This window comes from Streptomyces sp. S4.7 (assembly GCF_010384365.1).
In the GTDB taxonomy this organism is placed as follows: Bacteria; Actinomycetota; Actinomycetes; order Streptomycetales; family Streptomycetaceae; genus Streptomyces.
Genome location: NZ_CP048397.1, coordinates 5,610,214 through 5,631,436, shown reverse-complemented (window position 1 = coordinate 5,631,436; position 21,223 = coordinate 5,610,214). Strand labels below are relative to the sequence as shown.

At 70.5% G+C, this 21,223-nt stretch carries 19 protein-coding genes, 2 pseudogenes and 1 riboswitch; of the genes and pseudogenes, 4 read left to right on the top strand and 17 right to left on the bottom strand.

Annotated elements, in window-relative coordinates:
* The first annotated feature begins 62 nt into the window (after positions 1 to 62).
* The 3 genes and pseudogenes from SSPS47_RS25215 (at position 63) to SSPS47_RS25205 (ending at position 3,166) form a co-directional block, all read left to right on the top strand.
* On the top strand, positions 63 to 791 hold the full coding sequence (locus tag SSPS47_RS25215; RefSeq protein WP_164252979.1) for an ATP-binding cassette domain-containing protein: 729 nt from the start codon (positions 63 to 65) through the stop codon (positions 789 to 791).
* A complete protein-coding gene (locus tag SSPS47_RS25210; RefSeq protein WP_164252978.1) occupies positions 773 to 1,930 on the top strand; it encodes a hypothetical protein in 1,158 nt (385 codons plus the stop codon). The genes SSPS47_RS25215 and SSPS47_RS25210 overlap by 19 nt, the downstream gene beginning before the upstream one ends.
* Positions 1,931 to 2,078: 148 nt before the next feature.
* Positions 2,079 to 3,166 (top strand): annotated as a pseudogene (locus SSPS47_RS25205) (Rossmann fold nucleotide-binding protein).
* 29 nt (positions 3,167 to 3,195) lie between these two features.
* On the opposite strand, the gene SSPS47_RS25200 reads toward SSPS47_RS25205, so the two are convergent.
* The 9 genes from SSPS47_RS25200 to rpsB form a co-directional block, all read right to left on the bottom strand.
* Entirely contained in the window at positions 3,196 to 4,290 is a 1,095-nt protein-coding gene (locus SSPS47_RS25200; RefSeq protein WP_164254972.1) for an ABC transporter ATP-binding protein, read from the bottom strand.
* Positions 4,291 to 4,295: 5 nt separating this feature from the next.
* A complete protein-coding gene (locus tag SSPS47_RS25195; protein ID WP_164254970.1) occupies positions 4,296 to 5,909 on the bottom strand; it encodes an iron ABC transporter permease in 1,614 nt (537 codons plus the stop codon).
* A 146-nt stretch (positions 5,910 to 6,055) separates the two neighbouring features.
* Positions 6,056 to 7,147, bottom strand: coding sequence for a thiamine ABC transporter substrate-binding protein (locus SSPS47_RS25190; RefSeq protein WP_164252977.1), 1,092 nt, complete (start codon positions 7,145 to 7,147; stop codon positions 6,056 to 6,058).
* A 79-nt stretch (positions 7,148 to 7,226) separates the two neighbouring features.
* Positions 7,227 to 7,350: riboswitch (TPP riboswitch) on the bottom strand.
* A 53-nt stretch (positions 7,351 to 7,403) separates the two neighbouring features.
* The gene (rlmN, locus tag SSPS47_RS25185; protein WP_164252976.1) at positions 7,404 to 8,516 is read right to left on the bottom strand and encodes a 23S rRNA (adenine(2503)-C(2))-methyltransferase RlmN; all 1,113 of its coding nucleotides are present in this window, start codon (positions 8,514 to 8,516) and stop codon (positions 7,404 to 7,406) included.
* A 174-nt stretch (positions 8,517 to 8,690) separates the two neighbouring features.
* Positions 8,691 to 9,761 carry a phosphatidate cytidylyltransferase gene (locus SSPS47_RS25180; RefSeq protein WP_164252975.1) on the bottom strand — a complete coding sequence of 357 codons (1,071 nt, stop codon included), beginning with the start codon at positions 9,759 to 9,761 and terminating at the stop codon, positions 8,691 to 8,693.
* Positions 9,761 to 10,318, bottom strand: a complete 558-nt coding sequence (gene frr, locus SSPS47_RS25175; RefSeq protein WP_078074826.1) for a ribosome recycling factor — start codon at positions 10,316 to 10,318, stop codon at positions 9,761 to 9,763. The genes SSPS47_RS25180 and frr overlap by 1 nt, the downstream gene beginning before the upstream one ends.
* 130 nt (positions 10,319 to 10,448) lie before the next feature.
* Positions 10,449 to 11,228, bottom strand: a complete 780-nt coding sequence (pyrH, locus tag SSPS47_RS25170) for a UMP kinase (RefSeq protein ID WP_164252974.1) — start codon at positions 11,226 to 11,228, stop codon at positions 10,449 to 10,451.
* A gap of 198 nt (positions 11,229 to 11,426) precedes the next feature.
* Positions 11,427 to 12,287 carry a translation elongation factor Ts gene (tsf, locus tag SSPS47_RS25165; protein WP_164252973.1) on the bottom strand — a complete coding sequence of 287 codons (861 nt, stop codon included), beginning with the start codon at positions 12,285 to 12,287 and terminating at the stop codon, positions 11,427 to 11,429.
* A gap of 86 nt (positions 12,288 to 12,373) precedes the next feature.
* On the bottom strand, positions 12,374 to 13,321 hold the full coding sequence (gene rpsB, locus SSPS47_RS25160) for a 30S ribosomal protein S2 (RefSeq protein ID WP_147878255.1): 948 nt from the start codon (positions 13,319 to 13,321) through the stop codon (positions 12,374 to 12,376).
* A gap of 366 nt (positions 13,322 to 13,687) precedes the next feature.
* Between rpsB and SSPS47_RS25155 the strand changes: the two are divergent.
* Positions 13,688 to 14,332, top strand: a pseudogene (locus tag SSPS47_RS25155) (M23 family metallopeptidase); the annotation flags it as partial.
* A 169-nt stretch (positions 14,333 to 14,501) separates the two neighbouring features.
* Here the strand turns inward: SSPS47_RS25155 and SSPS47_RS25150 are convergent.
* From SSPS47_RS25150 to lepB, 8 genes are all read right to left on the bottom strand, one after another.
* Positions 14,502 to 15,062 carry a TetR/AcrR family transcriptional regulator gene (locus SSPS47_RS25150; RefSeq protein ID WP_164254968.1) on the bottom strand — a complete coding sequence of 187 codons (561 nt, stop codon included), beginning with the start codon at positions 15,060 to 15,062 and terminating at the stop codon, positions 14,502 to 14,504.
* Between the two features lie 73 nt (positions 15,063 to 15,135).
* On the bottom strand, positions 15,136 to 15,984 hold the full coding sequence (gene whiG / locus SSPS47_RS25145) for an RNA polymerase sigma factor WhiG (protein WP_147878256.1): 849 nt from the start codon (positions 15,982 to 15,984) through the stop codon (positions 15,136 to 15,138).
* A 246-nt stretch (positions 15,985 to 16,230) separates the two neighbouring features.
* Positions 16,231 to 17,400 (bottom strand): DNA-processing protein DprA, encoded by a 1,170-nt coding sequence (gene dprA / locus SSPS47_RS25140; protein ID WP_164252972.1) that lies wholly within the window; start codon positions 17,398 to 17,400, stop codon positions 16,231 to 16,233.
* A complete protein-coding gene (locus SSPS47_RS25135) occupies positions 17,397 to 19,025 on the bottom strand; it encodes a YifB family Mg chelatase-like AAA ATPase (protein WP_164252971.1) in 1,629 nt (542 codons plus the stop codon). The genes dprA and SSPS47_RS25135 overlap by 4 nt, the downstream gene beginning before the upstream one ends.
* Positions 19,025 to 19,387, bottom strand: coding sequence for a YraN family protein (locus tag SSPS47_RS25130; protein WP_164252970.1), 363 nt, complete (start codon positions 19,385 to 19,387; stop codon positions 19,025 to 19,027). Before SSPS47_RS25130 ends, SSPS47_RS25135 begins: the two co-directional genes overlap by 1 nt.
* 206 nt (positions 19,388 to 19,593) lie before the next feature.
* Positions 19,594 to 19,902 (bottom strand): DUF2469 domain-containing protein, encoded by a 309-nt coding sequence (locus tag SSPS47_RS25125; RefSeq protein ID WP_003965949.1) that lies wholly within the window; start codon positions 19,900 to 19,902, stop codon positions 19,594 to 19,596.
* A gap of 55 nt (positions 19,903 to 19,957) precedes the next feature.
* Positions 19,958 to 20,449, bottom strand: coding sequence for an NUDIX hydrolase (locus SSPS47_RS25120; RefSeq protein ID WP_164252969.1), 492 nt, complete (start codon positions 20,447 to 20,449; stop codon positions 19,958 to 19,960).
* Complete coding sequence (gene lepB, locus SSPS47_RS25115) at positions 20,439 to 21,206, bottom strand: signal peptidase I (RefSeq protein WP_164252968.1); 768 nt, start codon at positions 21,204 to 21,206, stop codon at positions 20,439 to 20,441. The genes SSPS47_RS25120 and lepB overlap by 11 nt, the downstream gene beginning before the upstream one ends.
* Positions 21,207 to 21,223: the final 17 nt, after the last annotated feature.

Here is a 21,223-nt window from a genome sequence, read left to right as displayed (position 1 = left end):
CCCCGGACGGGGCGCGGTACGTCATCTCTGAACCGAGCCTGATCCGAACCGAGGTGTACGCCATGGTTGCCCCGCCGGACAACGACGTGCTCTGGGCGCGTTCCCTGCATCACTCGCACAACGGCTCACCCGCGCTCAATGGCGTCTCGCTCGGCGTGCGTGAAGGGGAGATCCTCGCCGTCAACGGCGCGCGCGGAAGCGGCAAGACGACTCTGCTGCGCTGCCTCTCGGGCCAGCTCGTCCCGGAGGAGGGCGAGGTCTGGTTCAACAGCACCGCCGTCCACACGATGCCCCCGTCCCTGCGTGAACGGCTCCGGCGCGACCGTTTCGGCTGGATCGACTCGGATCCGGTCCTGGTCCCGGAGCTCACCGCTTGGGAGAACGCTGCTCTGCCGCTGCTGTTGCGCGGCTCCTCCCGCCGCGCGGCGAAGGCGGCTGCCACGGAGTGGCTGGAGCGGCTCGATGTCGGTATGTGCGCGCGCAAGCGTCCGCACGCCCTGCTGCAGTCGCAGCGCCAGCGCGTCGCCGTCGCCCGCTCCCTGGTCAGCACGCCCTCAGTACTGTTCGCCGACGAACCGACGGCGCCGCTGTACGCCGCCGAGCGCGCCCAGGTCCTGCGCACGCTGACGACCGCGGCGCGCTCCCACCGCATCACCGTCATCCTCGCCACCCTCGACGACGAGGTCTCGACACTCGCCGACCGCACCGTCACCCTGGTCGACGGCCACCGCGTGGGCGCCCTGCGGCCGACCGAGGCGGAGGGCCAGGCAGCGTGCTCGCTCTCCGTCTAGCCCGGGGCAGCCACCCCCTCGTCCTGCTGCGCAGGCTGCTGGTCGCCGCGGCGTCGGCGGGGGTCGGCTTCCTCCTCCTGTGCACCCTGGGCTGGGCCGTGAACCACCCCTCCGGATCGCTGCTGCGCCTGCTGTGGTGCGTGCTCCCACTCGCCGCGACGCTGCAGTTCGCGGTCGCCGTGGCCCGTACGGACCCGAGCACCCGGCCGCGTTCCGGTCTCTCCGCTGTCGGGCTCGGTCCGGCTCAACTCACCGCGCTGGCCGCCGCGTCGACCACACTGTCCTGCGCCGTCGGCAGCATGGTGGCGCTGCTGTTCTTCCTGCATCTGCGCGGCGACATCACAGGGCTTCCGTTCGACGGTGCCGCGGCCGATCTGCTCGGCGCGGGACAGCCGCTGCCGCTGGCCGCCGCCCTCACTCTGCTCGCCGTCGTACCCGTGCTCGCCGGTGTGGCCACCGGACTCGCCCTGCGTCCGCGCAGCACGGGGTCGGCCGAAAACACCGACACCGAGCCGCCCTCGACGCCCAAGCCCGCCCCGTCGGGGCTCCCTTGGGGCGTCGCGCTCACCGCGGCGGGACTCGCAGTCGAGACCTACGCGAGCAGGAGCGGCTCCGGGGCGCCCCTGCCGATGCCGGGACGCTTCGAAGGCAGCCCGGCCGGCGTCCTGGCCGGCTGGTCACTGACGGCGCTCGGCCTGGCCCTCGCCGGACCCGGCATCGCGTACCTCTGCGGCCAACTCCTGCAGATGCTGCGCCCCGGCGCGACCCGTCTGCTCGCGGGGCGAATCCTGATGGACGAGGCGGTACGGATCGGCCGACCGCTCGGCGTTGTCTGTGCGGTGATCTCCGGGGGATTCGCCGCCGCGGCCCTGTACGGCCCCGGCGACGAGCGCCAGTTCGGGCCGCTCACCGGCCTCGGCGCCACGCTTGTCGTAGGCTGCACCGTCGCGACGCTGTTGATGGCGGTCCTGGAGGCCAAGCACACCCGCACCGATCCGACGGCGGCGCTGGTGCGGGTGGGCGCGCCCACGGGGCTCCTGCGTACCGCGGCGGCCCTGCGGGCGGGCGCGCTGCTCGCCGTCTTCGGACCGCTGACGTGGATCATCGCCGCACTGGCCGCCGTGCCGCTCGCCGGCTGAACCGGCCGCCTTCCCGAACTCCGGCGCCCCGTTCGAACGTTGGGCCTATCGTGTCCGCGTGGTGAACGGCGCGGGACACGACGGGCATGAAGCACAACAGGCAGCGGCCCGGAGCGCCGAGGGGCTCTGGGAGCACCGGGCGGACGGCCTGGACCGCGAGATCGAATCTCTCGACGAGTTCGACCAGGTGATCCTGGGCGGGACGCTCAGCGGCTTCCGGGTCCAGTCGGTCGACCTGACGGGCCGTACGCTCGCGCTGCTGTCCACCGACACCTCCGAGACCGTCTTCCTCGGCTGCCCGATGGCACCGGACGCCGCGGCGAAGATACGGGCCGACGGGGCACTGGTCTTCCCTCCCGTCCCCCATCTCCCGTTCGACCCGTACCGGGGCCCGCTCTACTCCCCCGAGCAACTCTTCGAGGGGCTGGACGAGGGCGGGTACGAGGCGACACCGGACGCCCTCGCCTACGAGTGGTTCCAGCGCACCAAGGCCGACGGCGACATACTCTCCTCGATGCTGCGGTCGGTCCACGACGACGCGGTCTCGGACGCCCTGGACGAACTCCTCGTCGGCGCACGGGTCGTGGGCGTGATGGGCGGCCACGCCATGGCGTGGGGCACTGACGCGTACGCGGGAGCGGCTCGCCTCGGCCGCGATTTGGCCCGTGCGGGGCTGACCGTGGCGACCGGCGGTGGCCCCGGCGCCATGGAGGCCGCCAACCTGGGCGCGTACGCCGCCCCGCATCCCGACGACATGCTGGACGAGCACTCGAAATCCTCGCCAAGACACCGTCGTTCAGCCCGTCGATTTCCGACTGGGCGCGCGCCGCCTTCGAGGTACGGGGCCGCTGGCCCAGGGGCGACGGCTCCGTGGGCATCCCCACGTGGTTCTACGGCCACGAACCGCCGAACGCCTTCGCGGGCCACATCGCGAAGTACTTCGCCAACGCGACCCGTGAGGACGGTCTGCTCGCCCGTTGCAACGCGGGCGTCATCTTCCTTCCCGGCGCTGCGGGCACCGTCCAGGAGGTCTTCGACAACGCGACGCCGGACTACTACGAGTCACGCGGCGAGCCGACGCCCATGGTGCTCGTCGACCGCGCCCACTGGACGGAGCGGCTGCCCGCCTGGCCGCTGCTCATGTCGCCGGCGCGGGAGCGCTCGATGGAATCACGCATCGCGCTCGTCGACTCGGTGGCCGAGGCGCCCGAGGCCCTGGCCCGGCTCTCCCGCTGACCGACCTCGACGCGCCGGGCGAGGCCGCGTCAGTCCGCCCCGTTGGCGTCTGTTGGGGCCTCTGTTGATGCCTCGCCCTTCGCGACGTGGATCGAATCCGGCCCCCGGTCGTCGAGGACCACCACGTCCTCGGCGATGAAGGAGACCCCGACGGTCGCTCCCTCGTCGGGGACGTCGCGGAGGCCGCACTCCGCCTCGACCTCCGGCCCGTCCGTGGGGCGCAGCAGAACGGCGACGTGGCTGCCGCGGAACGTGCGCGCCCCGACGGTGCAGCGCATTCCGTCCTCGGGGGCGCCGAGCCGTACCCCCGTGGGACGCACCAACAGCGCGCGTGAACCCTGCGGCGAAGCGCGGGGTACCGGAATCCTGCCCCAGGGAGTGTCGGCGACGTCACCCTCCACGGTGGCCGCCACGACGTTGTCGAAGCCCAGGAAGCGCGCCACGAACGCGGACGCCGGCCGCTGCCAGACCTCCACCGGCGTGCCGGTCTGGGCGACGCGTCCGTCGCGCATCACCACGACCCGGTCGGCGAGCGCGAAGGCCTCACCCTGGTCGTGCGTGACGGCGAGCACCGTCGTCCCCAACTGGCCGAACACGCCGCGCAGTTCCACGACCAGACGCTCGCGCAGACTCCGGTCGAGCTGGCCCAGCGGTTCGTCGAGCATGAGCAGGCGGGGGCGAGGGGCAAGCGCCCGTGCGAGTGCCACACGCTGCTGCTCACCGCCGGAAAGCGCGGAGACGGCGCGGCGCTGGGCACCCGGCAGGCCGACGAGATCAAGCAACTCGTCGACACGTCGCCGCTGTTCGCCGCGCGATTCGCCGCGCACGCGCAGTCCGAACGCGACGTTGCCGCCGACGTCGCGCTGCGGGAAGAGCTGGTGGTCCTGGAACATCAGTCCCACGCCGCGCCGGTGTACCGGCACCCCCGCCTGGTCGGCCCCCTCCAGCAACACCCGCCCGGTGTCCGGTGTCTGAAGCCCGGCGACGACGCGCAACAAGGTTGATTTGCCGCTGCCACTCGGACCCAGCACACAGACGATCTCGTCCGCGGCGATCTCCAGATCCACCGCGTCGAGCGCCTTACGTCGCCCGAATCGCACGGTCACGTCCTCAAGTGTGAGCAGGGCCATCAGAACTCTCCGGAACGGTCGGTACGGATACGTTCGAGCACCAGCAGCGACACGGCGCACACCACCATCAGCACCGTGCTCAGTGCCATCGCCTGCCCGTAGTTGAGATCGCCGGGCCGCCCCAGCAGCCGGGCGACTGCCACCGGCAGCGTCGGCCGGTCGGGGCGCGCGATGAAGACCGTGGCACCGAACTCACCGAGCGAGACGGCGAAGGCGAACCCGGCGGCCACCAGTACCGCCCGCCGCACCATCGGCAGATCGACCTCCCGCCACACACGCAAGGGCGAGGCACCGAGAACGGCCGCGACCTCCCGCAACCGCCGGTCCACCGCGCGCAGTACGGGCAGCATGACGCGGACGACGAAGGGGACCCCCACCAACGCCTGGGCGAGGGGCACCAGGATCCATGACGCCCGCAGGTCCAGCGGCGGCTTGTCGAGAGTGATCAGGAACCCGAAGCCGACGGTCACGGCGGAGACGCCGAGCGGGAGCATCAGCAACGCGTCGAAGCCCCGTACGAGGCGCCCCGCCCGCCGGGTGAGAGCGGCAGCGGCGAGCCCTCCCACCACCAGGGCGATGACCGTCGCCGTCAAGGCGTAGCGCAGGGAGTTCCAGACCGCTTCCAGAGGCGGCACGAGGAAGGTGCCGCCGCTCGCCTCCACCGAACGGAGCGCCCGGTAGTAGTCGAAGCCGTATCCGGTGGGGCCGTCGAGCGATCGCTCGATCAGCACGCCGAGGGGCAGCAGGATCAGCAGGAGGACGGTGCCGAGTACGCCGGCGAGCAGCGCCCACTGGCCGGCTCCGCGCGGCCTGCGCACCGTCCGGGCGGGGTCGACCAGTTTCAGGGCGGCCTCCCGCCTGCGTACGGTCCAGGCGTGCAGCGCCAGAATCGCGCCGACAGCGGCGAACTGCACCATCGTCAGAACGGCGGCGGTGGGCAGGTCGAGAAGTTGCGCGGTCTGCCGGTAGATCTCCACCTCCAGGGTGGAGTACGCCGGGCCGCCCAGGATCTGGACGATGCCGAAGGAGGTGAAGGTGAAGAGAAAGACCATCAGCGCCGCGGCGGCGACGGCGGGGACGAGCGCGGGCAGCGTCACTCGCCACCACGCCGCGAGCCGGCCGGCGCCGAGTACCCGCGCGGCCTCCTCCTGACGCGGGTCGAGCTGCGCCCAGAGGCCGCCCACGGTGCGGACGACCACCGCATAGTTGAAGAAGACGTGCGCGAGGAGAATCGCCCACACCGTGGTGTCCGCCCGCACGCCCCACAGCTCGTCGAGCAGGCCACCACGCCCCAGCAGCGCGAGGAACGCCGTGCCGACGACAACGGTCGGCAGGACGAACGGCACCGTCACGACGGCGCGCAGGAGCTGCTTGCCGGGGAACTCGAAGCGCGCGAAGACGTAGGCGCCGGGGAGCGCGATCAGCAGCGTGAGGGCCGTGGAGAGCGCGGCCTGCCACGTCGTGAACCAGAGCACCTGCCCGATGTCGGGCCGGCTCAGCACGTCCCCGAACCGGCCCCAGTGCCACGAGCCGTCCGTCTTCAGCCCGCGGCCGACAATCGCCGTGACGGGGTAGGCGAAGAAGACCGCGAAGAACGCGACGGGCACGGCCATGAGGCAGAGCCGTACGACGCTCCCCCGGCGCCGTGCGGCCCGCACCACGGGGCCCGGCTCCCGGCCCCGTCCTCGCCCCGTCCCCCGGACGACCGGCCCCGCCTCCGTACGCGTGGCCGTGTCACCCTCCCGGTCGCCCTTCGCGGCTACTTGACGACGAGTGAGGACCACGACTGGATCCACTCGTCACGGTTCTCGGCGATCTTCTCCGGGGCCACGGTCTCCGGCTTGTCGACCACGGCGCCGTGGTCCGTGAAGAGCGCGGGCAGCTTCGCACCGTCGACGACCGGGTTCACGAACATGTTGAGCGGCATGTCCTCCTGGAAGGTCTTGCTCACCAGGAAGTCCAGCAGAGCCTTGCCGCCCGCCTCGTTCTTCGCGCCCTGGAGCAGACCGGCGAACTCGATCTGCCGGAAGCAGGTGCTCGTGGCGACGCCGGTCGGCGCCTCCTTCGGCTGCGGATCGGCGTACAGGACCTCGACAGGCGGGCTCGACGCGTACGAGACAACGAGCGGGCGCTCCGCCTTGGCCTTCTTGCCGCCCGCCGAGCCGGAGAACTCCTCGTTGTAGGCCTGTTCCCAACTGTCCACCACCTGGACACCGTTGGCCTTGAGCTGCTTCCAGTAGTCCTGCCAGCCGTCGTCCCCGTACGCCGCGACGGTGCCGAGGAGAAAGCCGAGACCAGGTGAGGACTGCGCGGCGTTCTCGACGACGAGCAGGTCCTTGTAGGCGGGCTTCGTCAGGTCGGCGAAGGACTGCGGCGGCGCCAGCTTCTTGTCGGTGAAGTACTTCTTGTCGTAGTTCACGCAGATGTCGCCGGTGTCGACGGGCGTGACACGGTGCTCGGCGTCGTCGAGCCGTACGTCGGCGCGGACCTGGTCGAGGCTCTTCGCCTCGTACGGCGTGAACAGGCCGTTGTCGAGGGCGCGGGAGAGCAGGGTGTTGTCGACGCCGAAGAAGACGTCGCCCTGCGGCGAGCCCTTGGTGAGAATTTCCTTGTTGAGCGCCTCGCCCGCCTCGCCGCTCTTCAGCACCTTGACGGTGTAGCCGGTCTGTTCGGTGAACTCCTTGAGTACGGAGTCCGAGGCGGCGAACGAGTCATGGGCGACGAGCGTCACACCCTTGGACTTCGCGACGTCCGACGACGTGGAGTCGTCGGACTCGCCGCACGCGGCGAGCACGGAGACGCCAAGTGCGGCAGCGAGGGCGCCGGCCGTCATTCTCTTCGTGGTACGCACTGAATTCCTCCTGGGATGTCCAGGAGAAGACGCGGCCCTGCCCCGCACCGGCGGACCGGAGCAGGGCAGGGCGCAACAGCTTGAGTGATGTCCGAACTTCCTACCCAGAATGACCTGGGCAAGGTTCAGAGGGTCTGCGGCCGTGAGGCTCGTCCGAGTCTCTGCCGCACTCTCAGCGCTGTGGCGCTCCCCTGTCGGAATATGTAATTCGTTCGAACCAGCGTACATGGGCCCCGTCGGGGTCCCGTCGCCGCGCTCAGCGCTCCGTGGCCGCCAGCTGACCGCACGCCCCATCGATCTCCTGACCGCGGGTGTCGCGCACCGTCACCGGCACGCCGTGGGACGCGATCGCCTCGACGAACGCCTTCTCGTCCTCGGGGCGGGAGGCCGTCCACTTGGACCCGGGTGTCGGGTTGAGCGGGATCAGATTGACGTGCACCCGCTTCCCCTTGAGCAGCCGGCCCAGCAGATCGCCCCGCCACGCCTGGTCGTTGATGTCGCGGATCATGGCGTACTCGATGGAGATCCGACGGCCGGACTTCTCCGCGTACTCCCAGGCTGCGTCCAGCACCTCCCGCACCTTCCAACGGGTGTTGACCGGCACGAGGGTGTCGCGGAGCTCGTCGTCGGGCGCGTGCAGCGATACGGCGAGGCGGCATTTGAAGCCCTCGCCGGCGAATCGCAGCATCGCGGGCACCAGGCCCACCGTCGAGACGGTGATGCCGCGCTGCGAGAGTCCGATGCCGTCCGGCTCGGGGTCGGTCAGCCGGCGGATCGCCCCGACGACGCGGCGGTAGTTGGCGAGCGGTTCACCCATGCCCATGAAAACGATGTTGGACAGCCGCGCGGGGCCGCCGGGGACTTCACCGTCGCGCAGCGCGCGCATTCCGTCCACGATCTGGTGCACGATCTCCGCCGTTGACAGGTTGCGGTCCAGGCCCGCCTGTCCCGTGGCGCAGAACGGGCAGTTCATACCGCAGCCGGCCTGCGAGGAGATGCACATGGTGACGCGGTCCGGGTAGCGCATCAGGACGGACTCGACGAGCGTGCCGTCGTGCAGCCGCCACAGCGTCTTACGGGTGGTGTCGTCGTCGCAGGAGATGTGCCGCACCACGGACATCAGGTCGGGCAGCAGTTCCGTGGCGAGCTTCTCGCGCGCGGCGGCGGGGATGTCCGTCCACTCGGCGGGGTCGTGCGCGAACCGTGCGAAGTAGTGCTGCGACAGCTGCTTGGCACGGAACGCCTTCTCACCGAGCGCCGCCACGGCCTCGCTGCGTTCCTCCGGTGTGAGGTCGGCCAGGTGCCTCGGCGGCTTCTTGGCGCCGCGGGGCGCGACGAAGGTGAGTTCTCCGGGATTGGGCGGTGCCATGAGCTGTTTTCTCCTCGGTACGACGAGGCCGGTGTCCCCGCCCACCGCGGGAGGGACACGGGCACGCTGCGGGTGCCAGGAGACCTCATGTGACGGGCCCCGCGACCGCGGAGCGCAGTAAGGCCCGCCGTCCGGGACGGCGGGCCTTACCAGGGTAACCGGTACGGATACGGGTCAGCCCGAGCCGACGAACACCACCAGCAGCAGCCACACGACCGGGGCCGTCGGCAGAAGCGAGTCGAGGCGGTCCATGATGCCGCCGTGACCGGGCAGCAGCGTGCCCATGTCCTTGATCCCGAGGTCCCGCTTGATCATCGACTCTCCCAGGTCACCGAGCGTGGCACTGGCCGCCACGGCGAGACCGAGCAGCAGCCCCTGCCACCAGGTGCCGTCGTCGATGAGGAACTGCATGCACAGCGCCCCCGCCGCCATGGCGAATCCGATGGCGCCGAAGAGACCCTCGCGGGTCTTGCCGGGGCTGATGCGCGGTGCCAGCTTGTGGCTGCCGAAGCGCCAGCCGATCGCGTAAGCCCCGGTGTCGCTGACGATGGTGAGCACCAGGAAGGTGAGGACCCGCTGCGCGCCGTCGTCCGCCGTGAGCATCATCGCGACGAACGTCGCCAGGAAAGGCACGTAGAACACCGCGAAGACGCCCGCCGTCACGTCCTTGAGATAGCCCTCGGGCGGCTCCGTCATGCGCCAGGCGAGCACGGCCAGTGCCGTGAGAGCGGTGGCGACCCAGGCGCCCTCCGCGCCCCGTACGTAGCCGACGACGATCATTGCCGCGCCACCGAGCGCGAGCGGGACGAGGGGCGCCTTGATGCCCTTCTTCTCGTTGAGCCGGGAACTCAGCTCCCACAGTCCGACGACGACGGCGACCACTATGACGCCAATGAACACGGCCTTCACGATGAAGAGGGACGCCACGATCACCGCGCCGAGACCCACACCGACCCCTATGGCCGCGCGCAGATCGCGCCCCGCCCGCTTCTTCGGAGGAGGTGGCGGAGGGGCGGACATGGGCTCCTGCGAAGTCTCGTCACGGAACAGGGGGCCGCCCGGCCGAGCAGCCCCCCGGTCGTCATCCTGGGCCCCGCCGCTCGCGGGTACGTCGGGCACGATGGGCATGGGCCGAGTCTGCTGTGCGTCAAGCTCATCGTATGCGGGACCCGCCGGGGCAGCCCCCTGGTCAGGCGGTCCCCAGTAGCCGGCGGTCGGCGGGGCCCCCCAGGAAGAGTCGTTCATCAGACCTCGAGCAGCTCGGCTTCCTTGTGCTTGAGCAGCTCGTCGACCTGGGCGACGTACTTCGCCGTGGTGTCGTCGAGCTCTTTCTCGGCGCGGCGGCCCTCGTCCTCGCCGACCTCACCGTCCTTGATCAGCTTGTCGATCGTCTCCTTGGCCTTGCGGCGCACGGAGCGGATCGAGATCTTCGAGTCCTCCGCCTTGGTCTTGGCGACCTTGATGTACTCCTTGCGGCGGTCCTGCGTGAGCTCGGGGAACACCACCCGGATGATGTTTCCGTCGTTGCTCGGGTTCACCCCGAGGTCGGAGTCGCGGATGGCCTGCTCGATGTTGCGCAGCGCGCTCTTGTCGAACGGCGTCACCACGGCCATGCGCGGCTCGGGCACCGAGAACGAGGCCAGCTGGTTGATCGGGGTCAGCGCACCGTAGTAGTCCGCCACGATCTTGTTGAACATCGCCGGGTGCGCACGACCGGTGCGGATCGCGGCGAAGTCCTCCTTGGCGACCAGGACGGCCTTCTCCATCTTCTCCTCTGCTTCGAGGAGGGTCTCTTCGATCACCACTTGCTCCTGCGTGTCTTGAGTGGGCCCGGTGTGCTTACAGGGCCGGCGGAACCTGCGTCGCGTCTTCTTTCCTGCACGGTGTCCGACCGGCAGGGCTTTGTCCATCCCCGTGCGGGGCAGCCCGAGTTCAGGCCCGGGTGCCCTGGTCGCTCACGAGCGTGCCGATCTTCTCACCCTTGACGGCGCGCGCGATATTGCCCTCCGTGAGGAGCTCGAAGACAAGGATCGGCAGCGCGTTGTCGCGGCAGAGAGTGACGGCCGTGGCGTCGGCGACCTTGAGGTTGCGGGTGATCACCTCGCCGTACTCCAGCGCGTCGAACTTCACCGCGTCGGGGTTGGTCTTGGGGTCGGAGTCGTAGACCCCGTCCACGCCGTTCTTGCCCATCAGCAGGGCTTCGGCGTCGATCTCCAGGGCGCGCTGGGCGGCGGTGGTGTCGGTGGAGAAGTACGGCATCCCCATGCCCGCGCCGAAGATGACGACGCGTCCCTTCTCCAGATGCCGTACGGCGCGCAGCGGGATGTACGGCTCCGCGACCTGCCCCATGGTGATGGCGGTCTGCACGCGCGAGTCGATGCCTTCCTTCTCCAGGAAGTCCTGGAGGGCCAGGCAGTTCATGACCGTGCCGAGCATGCCCATGTAGTCGGAACGCGCCCGGTCCATGCCGCGCTGCTGGAGTTCGGCACCGCGGAAGAAGTTGCCTCCGCCGATGACGATGGCGATCTGTGCCCCGTCCCGCACGACGGCGGCGATCTCACGGGCGATGGCGTGTACGACGTCGGGGTCGACGCCGAGCGCTCCCCCGCCGGCGAACGCCTCACCGGACAGCTTCAGCATGAAGCGCCCGGCTTTCTTGCCGGGGTCGCTGTTGTCGTCGGTGGACTTGGTGGCGTCCGCGCCCTTGTTCATGGGGATCTCCTCGTGCACATACGAAGAAGGCCATTGCCGATGGGTCTGTGTCCCTAGCGGCAATGGCCTCCTCGTCAGATCTGCGGCCGTCCGGCGCGTGTTCGGCCGGCGACTGCAATAGACCCTAGCGGGGTCCATCGTCGATCGCGTACGACTGCGCTGTCCCGGGTGCTCGGCCCCGGGACGATGTCCGGAACGTCAGGCGCCGACGCGGATGCGCGCGAAGCGCTTCAGCGTGACACCGGCCTCGTCCAGGACCTTCCTGACGGACTTCTTGTTGTCCTTGGCGAACGGCTGGTCGAGGAGGGTGACCTCCTTGAAGAAGCCGTTGACGCGACCCTCGACGATCTTGGGCAGCGCGGCCTCGGGCTTGCCCTCCTCGCGGGAGGTGGCCTCGGCAACGCGGCGCTCGTTCTCGACGACGTCGGCCGGAACGTCCTCACGGGTGAGGTACTTCGGCGCGAACGCGGCGATGTGCTGCGCGACGTCCTTGGCGACGGCGGCGGCCGTCTCGGCGTCGGCACTGCCCTTGTCCAGTTCGACCAGAACGCCGACCTGCGGCGGGAGGTCGGGCATGGTGCGGTGCATGTACGTGCCGACGAAGCTGCCGTCGCCCTGGAACTGGGCGAAGCGGTCCAGGACGATCTTCTCGCCGAGATTGGCGTTGGCCTCGTCGACGAATGCCTGGACGGTCTTGCCGGGCTCGATCTCGGAGGCGCGCAGCGCCTCGATGTCGGCGGGGCTGGTCGCGGCCACGTGCGCGGCGAGCGAGTTGGCGGCGGCCTGGAACTTGTCACCCTTGGCGACGAAGTCCGTCTCGCACTTCAGCTCCAGCAGAACGCCGGAGGTGTTGTCGTCGGAGACGAGGGAGACGACGGCGCCGTTCTCGGCACTGCGGCTCTCGCGCTTGGCGACGCCCTTCTGGCCCTTGACGCGGAGCACCTCGACGGCCTTGTCGACATCGCCGTCGGCCTCGACCAAGGCCTTCTTGCAGTCCATCATGCCGGCGCCGGTGAGCTCGCGGAGCTTCTTGACGTCAGCGGCGGTGTAGTTCGCCATGTCTGTGAATCTCTCTCGGAAGTCGAAGATCTACGGGTGGACGGCGGGGGCTGTGGCCCCCGCCGTCAGCAACCGAACCTTTGAGGTCAGGCCTTGTCGGCGTCCGCGGCCGGAGCCTCGGTGACCTCGGCGGCGGGGGCCTCGGCCGGAGCGGCGGCCTCTTCGGCCTGCTCGGCGTCGGCGACCTTCTCCGTCTCGGCGGAGGTCTGGACGTCGGCCGGGGCGGCGTCGGCGGACTTCTCCGCGTCGGCCTTCTTGTCGCCTTCGAGGAGGTCGCGCTCCCACTCGGCGAGGGGCTCGCCGGCGGCCTTCTCGCCCGGCTTGGAGTCACCGGTGGCGGCACCGGAGCGGGCGATGAGGCCCTCGGCGACGGCGTCGGCGATCACGCGGGTGAGCAGGGTGACGGAGCGGATCGCGTCGTCGTTGCCCGGGATCTTGTAGTCGACCTCGTCGGGGTCGCAGTTGGTGTCGAGGATCGCGACGACCGGGATGTGGAGCTTGCGCGCCTCACCGACGGCGATGTGCTCCTTCTTGGTGTCGACGATCCAGACGGCGCTGGGCACCTTCTGCATTTCGCGGATACCACCGAGGGTCTTCTCCAGCTTGGCCTTCTCGCGGGAGAGGACCAGGAGCTCCTTCTTCGTGAGGCCAGAGGCTGCCACGTCCTCGAAGTCGATCTGCTCGAGCTCCTTCAGACGCTGAAGGCGCTTGTAGACGGTGGAGAAGTTGGTGAGCATGCCGCCCAGCCAGCGCTGGTTGACGTAGGGCATGCCGACGCGCGTCGCCTGCTCGGCGATGGCCTCCTGGGCCTGCTTCTTCGTACCGACGAACATGATGGAACCGCCGTGCGCGACGGTCTCCTTCACGAACTCGTAGGCGCGGTCGATGTACGACAGCGACTGGAGCAGGTCGATGATGTAGATGCCGTTGCGCTCCGTGAAGATGAAGCGCTTCATCTTCGGGTTCCAACGACGGGTCTGGTGACCGAAGTGGACGCCGCTTTCCAGCAGCTCCCGCATCGTGACGACGGCCATGGCCGTACTCCTTGAGGTACTCGGTTGTCGCGTCCGCCGGACGGCGGTCGCGCCTGACGCCCCGGAACGCTTTGCCACTAGGGACCGAGAAGCGCGGACACCGGCGAGAAGGCCGGCGGCGGGGCGTGCGAAGTCGATCCGGTGACCCGGATCGCCACAGGAAGTGTACGGGACCGGCACAGCGCCCGGCGACGGAGTGCGGGGGTGACGGAGATATGCACAATGGCCCGGTTATCCACAGGATTAGAGCATGATCCACTCGAATCGGCCGAGTGCGGCACCGTGAACGGCATGATCACTGTCGACGAACTACGTATCCACGCCTCCGCCCGACCCGGCCGCTGGGGCCGGCGGAGGCTCGTCTCTCTGTGCGTCCGTGCCGGTGTCGCCGCGCTGGCGGGGGTGGTGGCGGCCGTCCTGTTCGCCCCCGCGTCCGACGCGTGGGCGGCGGACGACGAGGAGATGGGCACGGGCACCGATAGCCGCTCCGAGGCGACGGGGGCCGCTCCGGGAGGCGATACCGATATCGATACCGAAGCCGGTGCCGCCGACGACGGCGTCAGCGGCGACCGGGCCTGGCCGGTGGGGCCGCGGCCGACCGTCGTACGGGGGTGGGAGCCGCCCGCCTCGCCGTACGGCCCCGGCCACCGGGGAGTGGACCTCGCCGCCGCCCCGGGCACCCCCGTCCGCGCCGCCGCTCCCGGGCGCGTGTCCTTCACCGGCATGGTGGCGGGGCGCGGCGTTCTCTCGATCACGCTCACCGGCACCGGACAGCCGCCGCTGCGCACCACCTATGAACCGGTGACGGCCCTTGTCGCCGAGGGCGACGAGGTGGTGGCGGGCCAGGTCGTGGCCGTCCTGGGACCGGGCCCGTTCCACTGCGCGGGCGGCTGTCTGCACTGGGGGCTGCTGCGGGGCGAGACCTATCTCGACCCCTTGTCCCTGCTGCCCGACGATCTGCTCGACGGCGGGCCGGCGCGCCTGCTGCCGGTGTTCGGGATCCCCGAGCCGACAACCGCACACGCGCCGACGGGATCGCTACCGCCCTCGCTGCCGGACGATCTTCCCGAGGATGCGGCGGTCATGGCCGAGGAGACCGCCGCCGCGGCGGGCGACGCCCTGCACGCCGTGGCCCTGCTCGCGGCCGCCGCGTGGGTGCGGCAGCGGAGTCGTACGGGCGTCAGGTACCGCGTACGCCCTGGAGCACCATGGACACCGCCGCCTCGGCGATCACCGCGGGATCCTCGGCCGCGCCCAACTCGATCCGACGCACGGCGGCGTCCACCACGCCCTGGAGCAGTAACGCGGCCAGCCTCGGCTGCTCGTGGCCCAGCTCCCCGAGGGCCTCGACGATCATCGCGATGAGCCCGCCGTGCGCCGCTCGGATCTTCTCCCGGGCGCCCGCGTCGAGTTCGCTCGCGGAGATGGCGACCACCGCGCGGTGGCGGCGGTCGCCGACGAGGCTCAACTGCTTGCGTACATACGCTTCGATCTTGCTCTCGGAGGTCGCCGCCTCCGCCATGGCGAATTCGATCTCGGCGGCCCAGACAGGGAAGTCGACGGCGCAGAGCTCTTCGACGACGGCGCCGCGTGAGCGGAAGTACTCATAGACCGACGACCTGGCGAGGCCGGTGCGCTCGGCGAGGGCGGGGAAGGTCAGCGCCTCCGTGCCGCCTTCCGACAGGAGGGAGCGTGCGGCGTCAAGCAGGGCGCCGCGCTGCATGGTCCGGTGCTCGGCCACGGAGGCCGCTCGAATCCTGGGCACGCACCCACTCTACGGCGGAGACCGCTCGCGCAGGTGGGGCAGTGACGATTCAGCGTCCCGCGTCGGCGAGTTTGGCGCGGAGCTGGAGGACGGACTTGGTGTGGATCTGGCTGACGCGGCTCTCGGTGACACCGAGGACGTTGCCGATCTCGGCCAGCGTGAGTCCCTCGTAGTAGTAGAGCGTGACCACGGTCTTCTCGCGCTCGGGAAGGGTGTTGATGGCGCGGGCGAGCAGCCGCCGCAGCTCACGGTCCTCGGCGACCTCGACGGGGTTGTCCGCCGCCGTGTCCTCCAGCGTGTCCATCAGGCTGAGCCGGTCGCCGCCCTCCCCGCCGACATGCAGCAGTTCCTCCAGCGCCACGACGTTCGCCAGCGACAACTGGCTGAAGACGGCGTGCAGTTCCTCGACTGCGATGCCCATCTCGGCGGCCACCTCGGTCTCCGAGGGGGTACGCCGCAGCTGCGCCTCCAGGGTGGCGTAGGCGCGCTCGACAGCCCTCGCCTTCTGGCGTACTGAGCGCGGGATCCAGTCCAGCGCGCGCAGTTCGTCGATCATCGCGCCCCGGATACGGGTGATCGCGTACGTCTCGAACTTGATCGACCGCTCGATGTCGAACTTCTCGATCGCGTCGATGAGCCCGAACACCCCGGAGGAGACGAAATCCGCCTGCTCGACATTGGACGGCAGTCCCACGCTCACCCGACCGGCCACGTACTTCACCAGCGGCGAGTAGTGCAGGATCAACTGTTCACGCAGCCGCTCGTTACCCGTGGACTTGTACGACCGCCACAAGGTGTCGAGCGCCGAGGGGGCGGAGGGTCGCACTTCGCCGCGGGCCGCTGGGGGCGCCGGGGGCGGCGCCGCCACGCGGTCGGACCCGGAGGTGTGCTGGGGCATGCGTTGCCTTGAGCCGTTCTGCCGTGAAGTGGGGGAAAGTGCGTCTGGGCCGGATTCCTCGTGAGCGTAGCGTGACAGTGCGGTCGCGGCGCGCGAGAAGACGGGGGGCGCCTGTCCGGACAGGCGCGGTCGGCCGAAGCCGACAGGTCGCGACCCGGCGCCGACACCGCGCGTATCGGCCGCCGTCGCACCGTCGGGAGAGCTGCGATGGTCATCTGCCTCACCTTTTCACCCGAATGCCCCAGGTCAAGTAACGGCTCGCCGCGTACCGTCCGCGCTTGTGGTCCGCGGCGTCAACTGCCATCCATCACCCTGCCGTTGTACGAACCCGAGGGAGTGAAGTTCGTACAGCTTGCCGAGAGCCTCGTCGGCCGTCGTCGCGGTCTCCCGCGCGATGTCCCGCGTGGCGAGGGCGCCACGACCGGGCAGCGCGTCGAGGATCCGTCCGGCGAGGGGATCGAGCAGGTCCCTGGCCAGGACTGGCCCGCGCCGGGCGGGTGCGAGGTCACCCATGTCCCCCACCAGTTCGGTCACTTCGGCGGCGTCCGTGACCAGCACGCCTTCACCGCGCAGCAGTTCATGCACCCCGGACGAGAGTCCGCTCGTGGCAGGCCCCGGCACTCCCATGGTGAACCGCCCGAGCCGCTGGGCGCAGCGCGCGGTGACCAGCGAACCGCTGCGGTACTCGGCCTCCACCACGACCGTCCCCCGGGTGAGCGCGGCGATCACCCGGTTGCGGAGGACGAACCTGCTGCGGGTCGGATGATCGCCGGGTGCCAGCTCCCCCACGACCAGACCCTGTTCGGCGATGCGGCGCACCAGTTCCGCGTGGCCGGGTGGATAGACCACGTCGACCCCGCAGGCCAGGACGGCGACGGTCGCGCCCCCGGAGGCCAGTGCGCCCCGGTGAGCGGCTCCGTCGACGCCGTACGCCGCGCCCGATGTCACCACCCAGCCCCGCTCGGCGAGGCCGGAAGCGATACTCGCCGCCATGCGCGCCCCGTACGGTGTACAGGCTCTGGCTCCCACGACGGCGACCGAGCGCAGGGACCAGAGCCTCAGGTCGGACCTGCCGCGCACCCACAGCCCGATGGGGCGTGCCGTGCCGAGGTCGTCGAGCTGTGTCGGCCACTCCTGGTCTCCGGGACACACGAACCGGCCGCCGATCCCGGCGACGACCGACAGGTCCCGCTCGGGGTCCGCTGCCGACGCACGTGCCCGGAGGCCGCTGATACGGCGCGGACCGGTATCCCCCAGAGCCTCGTCGTCGCTCCTGTCGGGGGAGGTGAGCAGGTCCATCAGCCCTCGGGCGCCGTGCTCGCGCAACCACCGCCCGCCGTTCTCGTCGCCGGGCTCGATCACTCGTGTCAGGGCCGCCCGCGCGAGTCGCTCGTCTGCCTCGACGGCCCCGGTCATGACATTTCTCCGATGGTGGCCGCGACGCCGCGGGCGATGCCGGTGCGCAGTTCCAGCGCCAGTCCCACGTCCCGGCCGTCGGGGCTGTCGCGTCCGGCGAGGTCCGCGACCGTCCAGGCGACCCGCAGGACCCGGTCCAGACCGCGGGCCGTGAGCAGTCCCCGTTCGAGGTCCCGCTCGGCGGCGTCGAGGGCCCCGGGCGCGGTGAGCCACCGGGTACGCAGCTCATGACCGGGCACCTCGCTGTTGACCGTCCAGGGCGTCCCCGCCAGCCGCTGTGCCGACCGCAGCCGGGCCCGCGCGACCCGCTTGGCGACGACCTCCGTCGTCTCGCCCCGGCCGCCCTGGTCCATGAGGTCGGCGCGGTGCACCGGCTGGACCTCCACCCGGAGATCGACCCGGTCCAGCAGGGGGCCGGACAGACGCGACTGGTAGCGGCGGATCGCCGAGGGCGGGCATTCGCACCCGGCGCCGTGCAGCGTGTGCCGTCCGCAGGGGCACGGGTTGGCGGCGAGGACCATCAGAAAGCGGGCAGGCAACCGTACGACTCCGGCGCTGCGCGCGATGACCACTTGCCCCGATTCCAGGGGCTGGCGCAGCGCGTCGAGGGCCTTGCCGGAGAATTCCGGCGCCTCGTCCAGAAAAAGCACACCTTTGTGTGCCAACGACACCGCTCCCGGTCGGGCCAGACCGTTGCCGCCTCCGACGAGGGACTGCATGGTCGCCGAGTGATGTGGTGCGCAGTAGGGCGCCGTACGTACGAGCGGTTCCCCGGGCGGCAGGATCCCGGCGACCGAGTGCACCGCCGTGACCTCGACGGACTCCTGGCGCGTCAGCGCCGGCAGCAGTGCGGGCAGCCGCTCGGCCAGCATCGTCTTGCCCGCGCCCGGTGGCCCTTGCAGGAGCAGGTGGTGTCCGCCGGCCGCCGCGACCTCCAGGGCCGTACGGGCTCCCTGCTGGCCTGCCACATCGGCGAGGTCCGGGCGGTGCGTGCCCTGCTGACCGAAACCGGGGGCCAGCCCCGTCCCCACCCCGGCGCCGGGCACCATCAGGCCCGCGAGCATGGGATCGGGGCGCCCCTCCTCGGTGACCGTGGGCTCCTCCGGCACCGTTTCACCGGTCAGTACGGCGATGAGCTGGCGCAGGCTCCGTACGCCGAGCACGGACACCCCCGGCACCAGGGAGGCCTCACCCGCGGTCTGCTCCGGCACGACCACCTGGTGGTAGCCGGCCTCGGCGGCGGCGAGAACGGCCGGGAGGATGCCGCGCACCGGACGGACCCTGCCGTCCAGCCCCAGCTCGCCGATCAGCACGAGATCGGCGATGGCCCGGGCTTCGATACGCTCGGCCGCCCCCAGCACGGCGACGGCGACAGCGAGATCGAATCCGGATCCGCTCTTCGGTACGGAGGCGGGGCTGAGGCCCACCGTGAGCTTCTTCTGCGGCCACTCCGCGCCGGAGTTCACCACCGCCGCCCGGACCCTGTCCCGGCTCTCCACCAGGCTCTTGTCGGGCAGTCCGACGAGGGTGAAGGCCGCCACGCCCGGTTCGAGATCCGCCTGGACCTCCACCACCACGCCCTCGACGCCCACCAGCGCCACGGAGCACGCGCGCGCGAATCCCATCAGGCCACCCCTCGGGCGTGCTCGACCACGGGAGCGCCGCGTCTGGGCAGCACCACCCCGACCAGGTCGATACGCACGCCGCCCGGGGGCGCTCCGCCGCTCTTCTCCAGCCAGCAGGCCGCGAGGCGCCTTAGCCGGTCCACTTTCACCGGCGTCACCGCCGCCATCGGATGCTCGAAGGAGCCCTCCCGGCGGGTCTTCACCTCACAGACGACCAGCACGTCGCCGTCGCGGGCGACGATGTCGATCTCGCCCGTCCTGCCGCACCGCCAGTTGCGGTCCAGCACGGTCATTCCCGCCGCCGCCAGCCGACGCGCGGCCAGCCCTTCGCCGTACCGCCCGAGTGCCCCCGTCGCGTTCATGTCGGCACCACCTCCGGCACCGACTCTGAGGCGTGCACCAGGAGCGGGCGGATCTCGGTGGACAACTCACCGGTTGTGGATAACTCCGTCACCCACCAGCGCACCAGGAGTCACACGGACCGCAATCGCCTCCGAGACCCCAGCCAACCCAGCCCCCGCACCGCCCGCGCCGCTCGAATCACCCTCAGCCGCCCGCGTCACCCGCGTCAGCCGCCCGGCAGCTCGAGATCGCTCTTGTTCAGCTCCTCGATGTTCACGTCCTTGAACGTGAGAACCCGCACCTGCTTGACGAACCTGGCCGGCCGGTACATGTCCCAGACCCACGCGTCCGCCATCGAGACCTCGAAGAAGACCTCGCCCTGCACCGAGTGCACCTGCATCTCGTAGTCATTGGTGAGATAGAAGCGCCGTTCGGTCTCGATCACGTATTTGAAAAGACCGACGACATCGCGGTACTCCCGGTAGAGCTTCAGCTCCATCTCGGTCTCGTACTTCTCGAGGTCCTCGGCACTCATGGCATGTTCCCCTTCAGCCGTACGTCCCCCTATTGTGCTCCGGCCCCGTGCGCCCCTAGACGATTTCAGAGGCGAGAAGCACCGGTGCACCCGGAGGACCCTCGTCGAGCAGCGTGCGCAGCAGCCCGGCGAGCCTGGTCGGATACACCGTCTCACGCGCCGTCGACAGTTCGGCGGAGGTCCACCACCTCAGCTCCGCGACACTGCGCCGCTCCAGCTCCGTCAGCCCCTCGACGGTGGTCTCGGTCTGCGCCGTACGTGCCAGGAAGTACCACTCGTCCTGGTCCCAGCGCCGCCCGTCGAACGGGAAGGAGCAGGTACGGCGCCAGAGAACGGGCCCGAGCTCGACCTCTGTGATGCCCGTCTCCTCGGCCAGCTCGCGCAGCGCGGCCTCCTGCCGCGTCTCGTCGCCCTCCAGCCCGCCGCCGGGTGTGAACCACCAGTCCTTCGCCGGGTCGCCCGGCTCGTACCCGTGCATCAGCAGAATGCGGTCGTCCGGGTCGAGCAGTACGACCCGTGAGACCTTCCGCAGCGCGTCACCCGGCAACGGTCGACACCTCCCCGTCGGCCCGCCCCGTCGGCCCCGTACGCCGCCGGCCCAGCCGCTGTACGACCGGCCCGTACGCCGCGCCGCCCAGGATCAGCAGCGCCCCAAGGACCACGGAGCCCACCAGCAACGCCACGGGCCCCGGCTCCGACACCCCGCCGGGCAGCGCCGCGAACGCGTCGGGGCGCTCGATCAGGCCGCCCGGCGGCCACGCGACGGCGTCGATCCGCGCCGTCACCGCCGAGCGCGGCACCGATCCCTGCCCCTGGTCCTGAAGGTGGACCCGCGAGTCCAGCGACCCGCTGCGCTCGTCACCGAGCAGGAACAACTGTCCCTTCGGCACCATCGCCCCGAAACCGGTGGTCGACGCGAGCCCGCCCGGCATCCGCCCCACATACGGTTCCTCGATCGACTTCCCGTTGACGCTCAGGCGCCCCTTGTCGTCGCAGCAGGCGACCTTGTCGCCCCCGATTCCGACGACCCGCTTGACCATCGGCATGTCGCCCCACTGCGCGTCCTTGAAGACCACGACATCGCCGCGCCGCACCTCGTCGCCGGATATCCGCTGCGCGAGAACCCGGTCGCCGGCCTTCACCGTCGGGTCCATCGAGTCCGTCGGCACCGTGTACGGCTGGTACTCCACCGCTCCCCAGACGAAACCGCCGAGGAAGAGCACACAGCCGACGGCCACGGCCAGCCCCGACAGCACACTGCCGAGGCGACCGTGGCCGCTGTTTGTACGTCCTGTCCCGCTCATCCCAGCAGTCCCCCGTT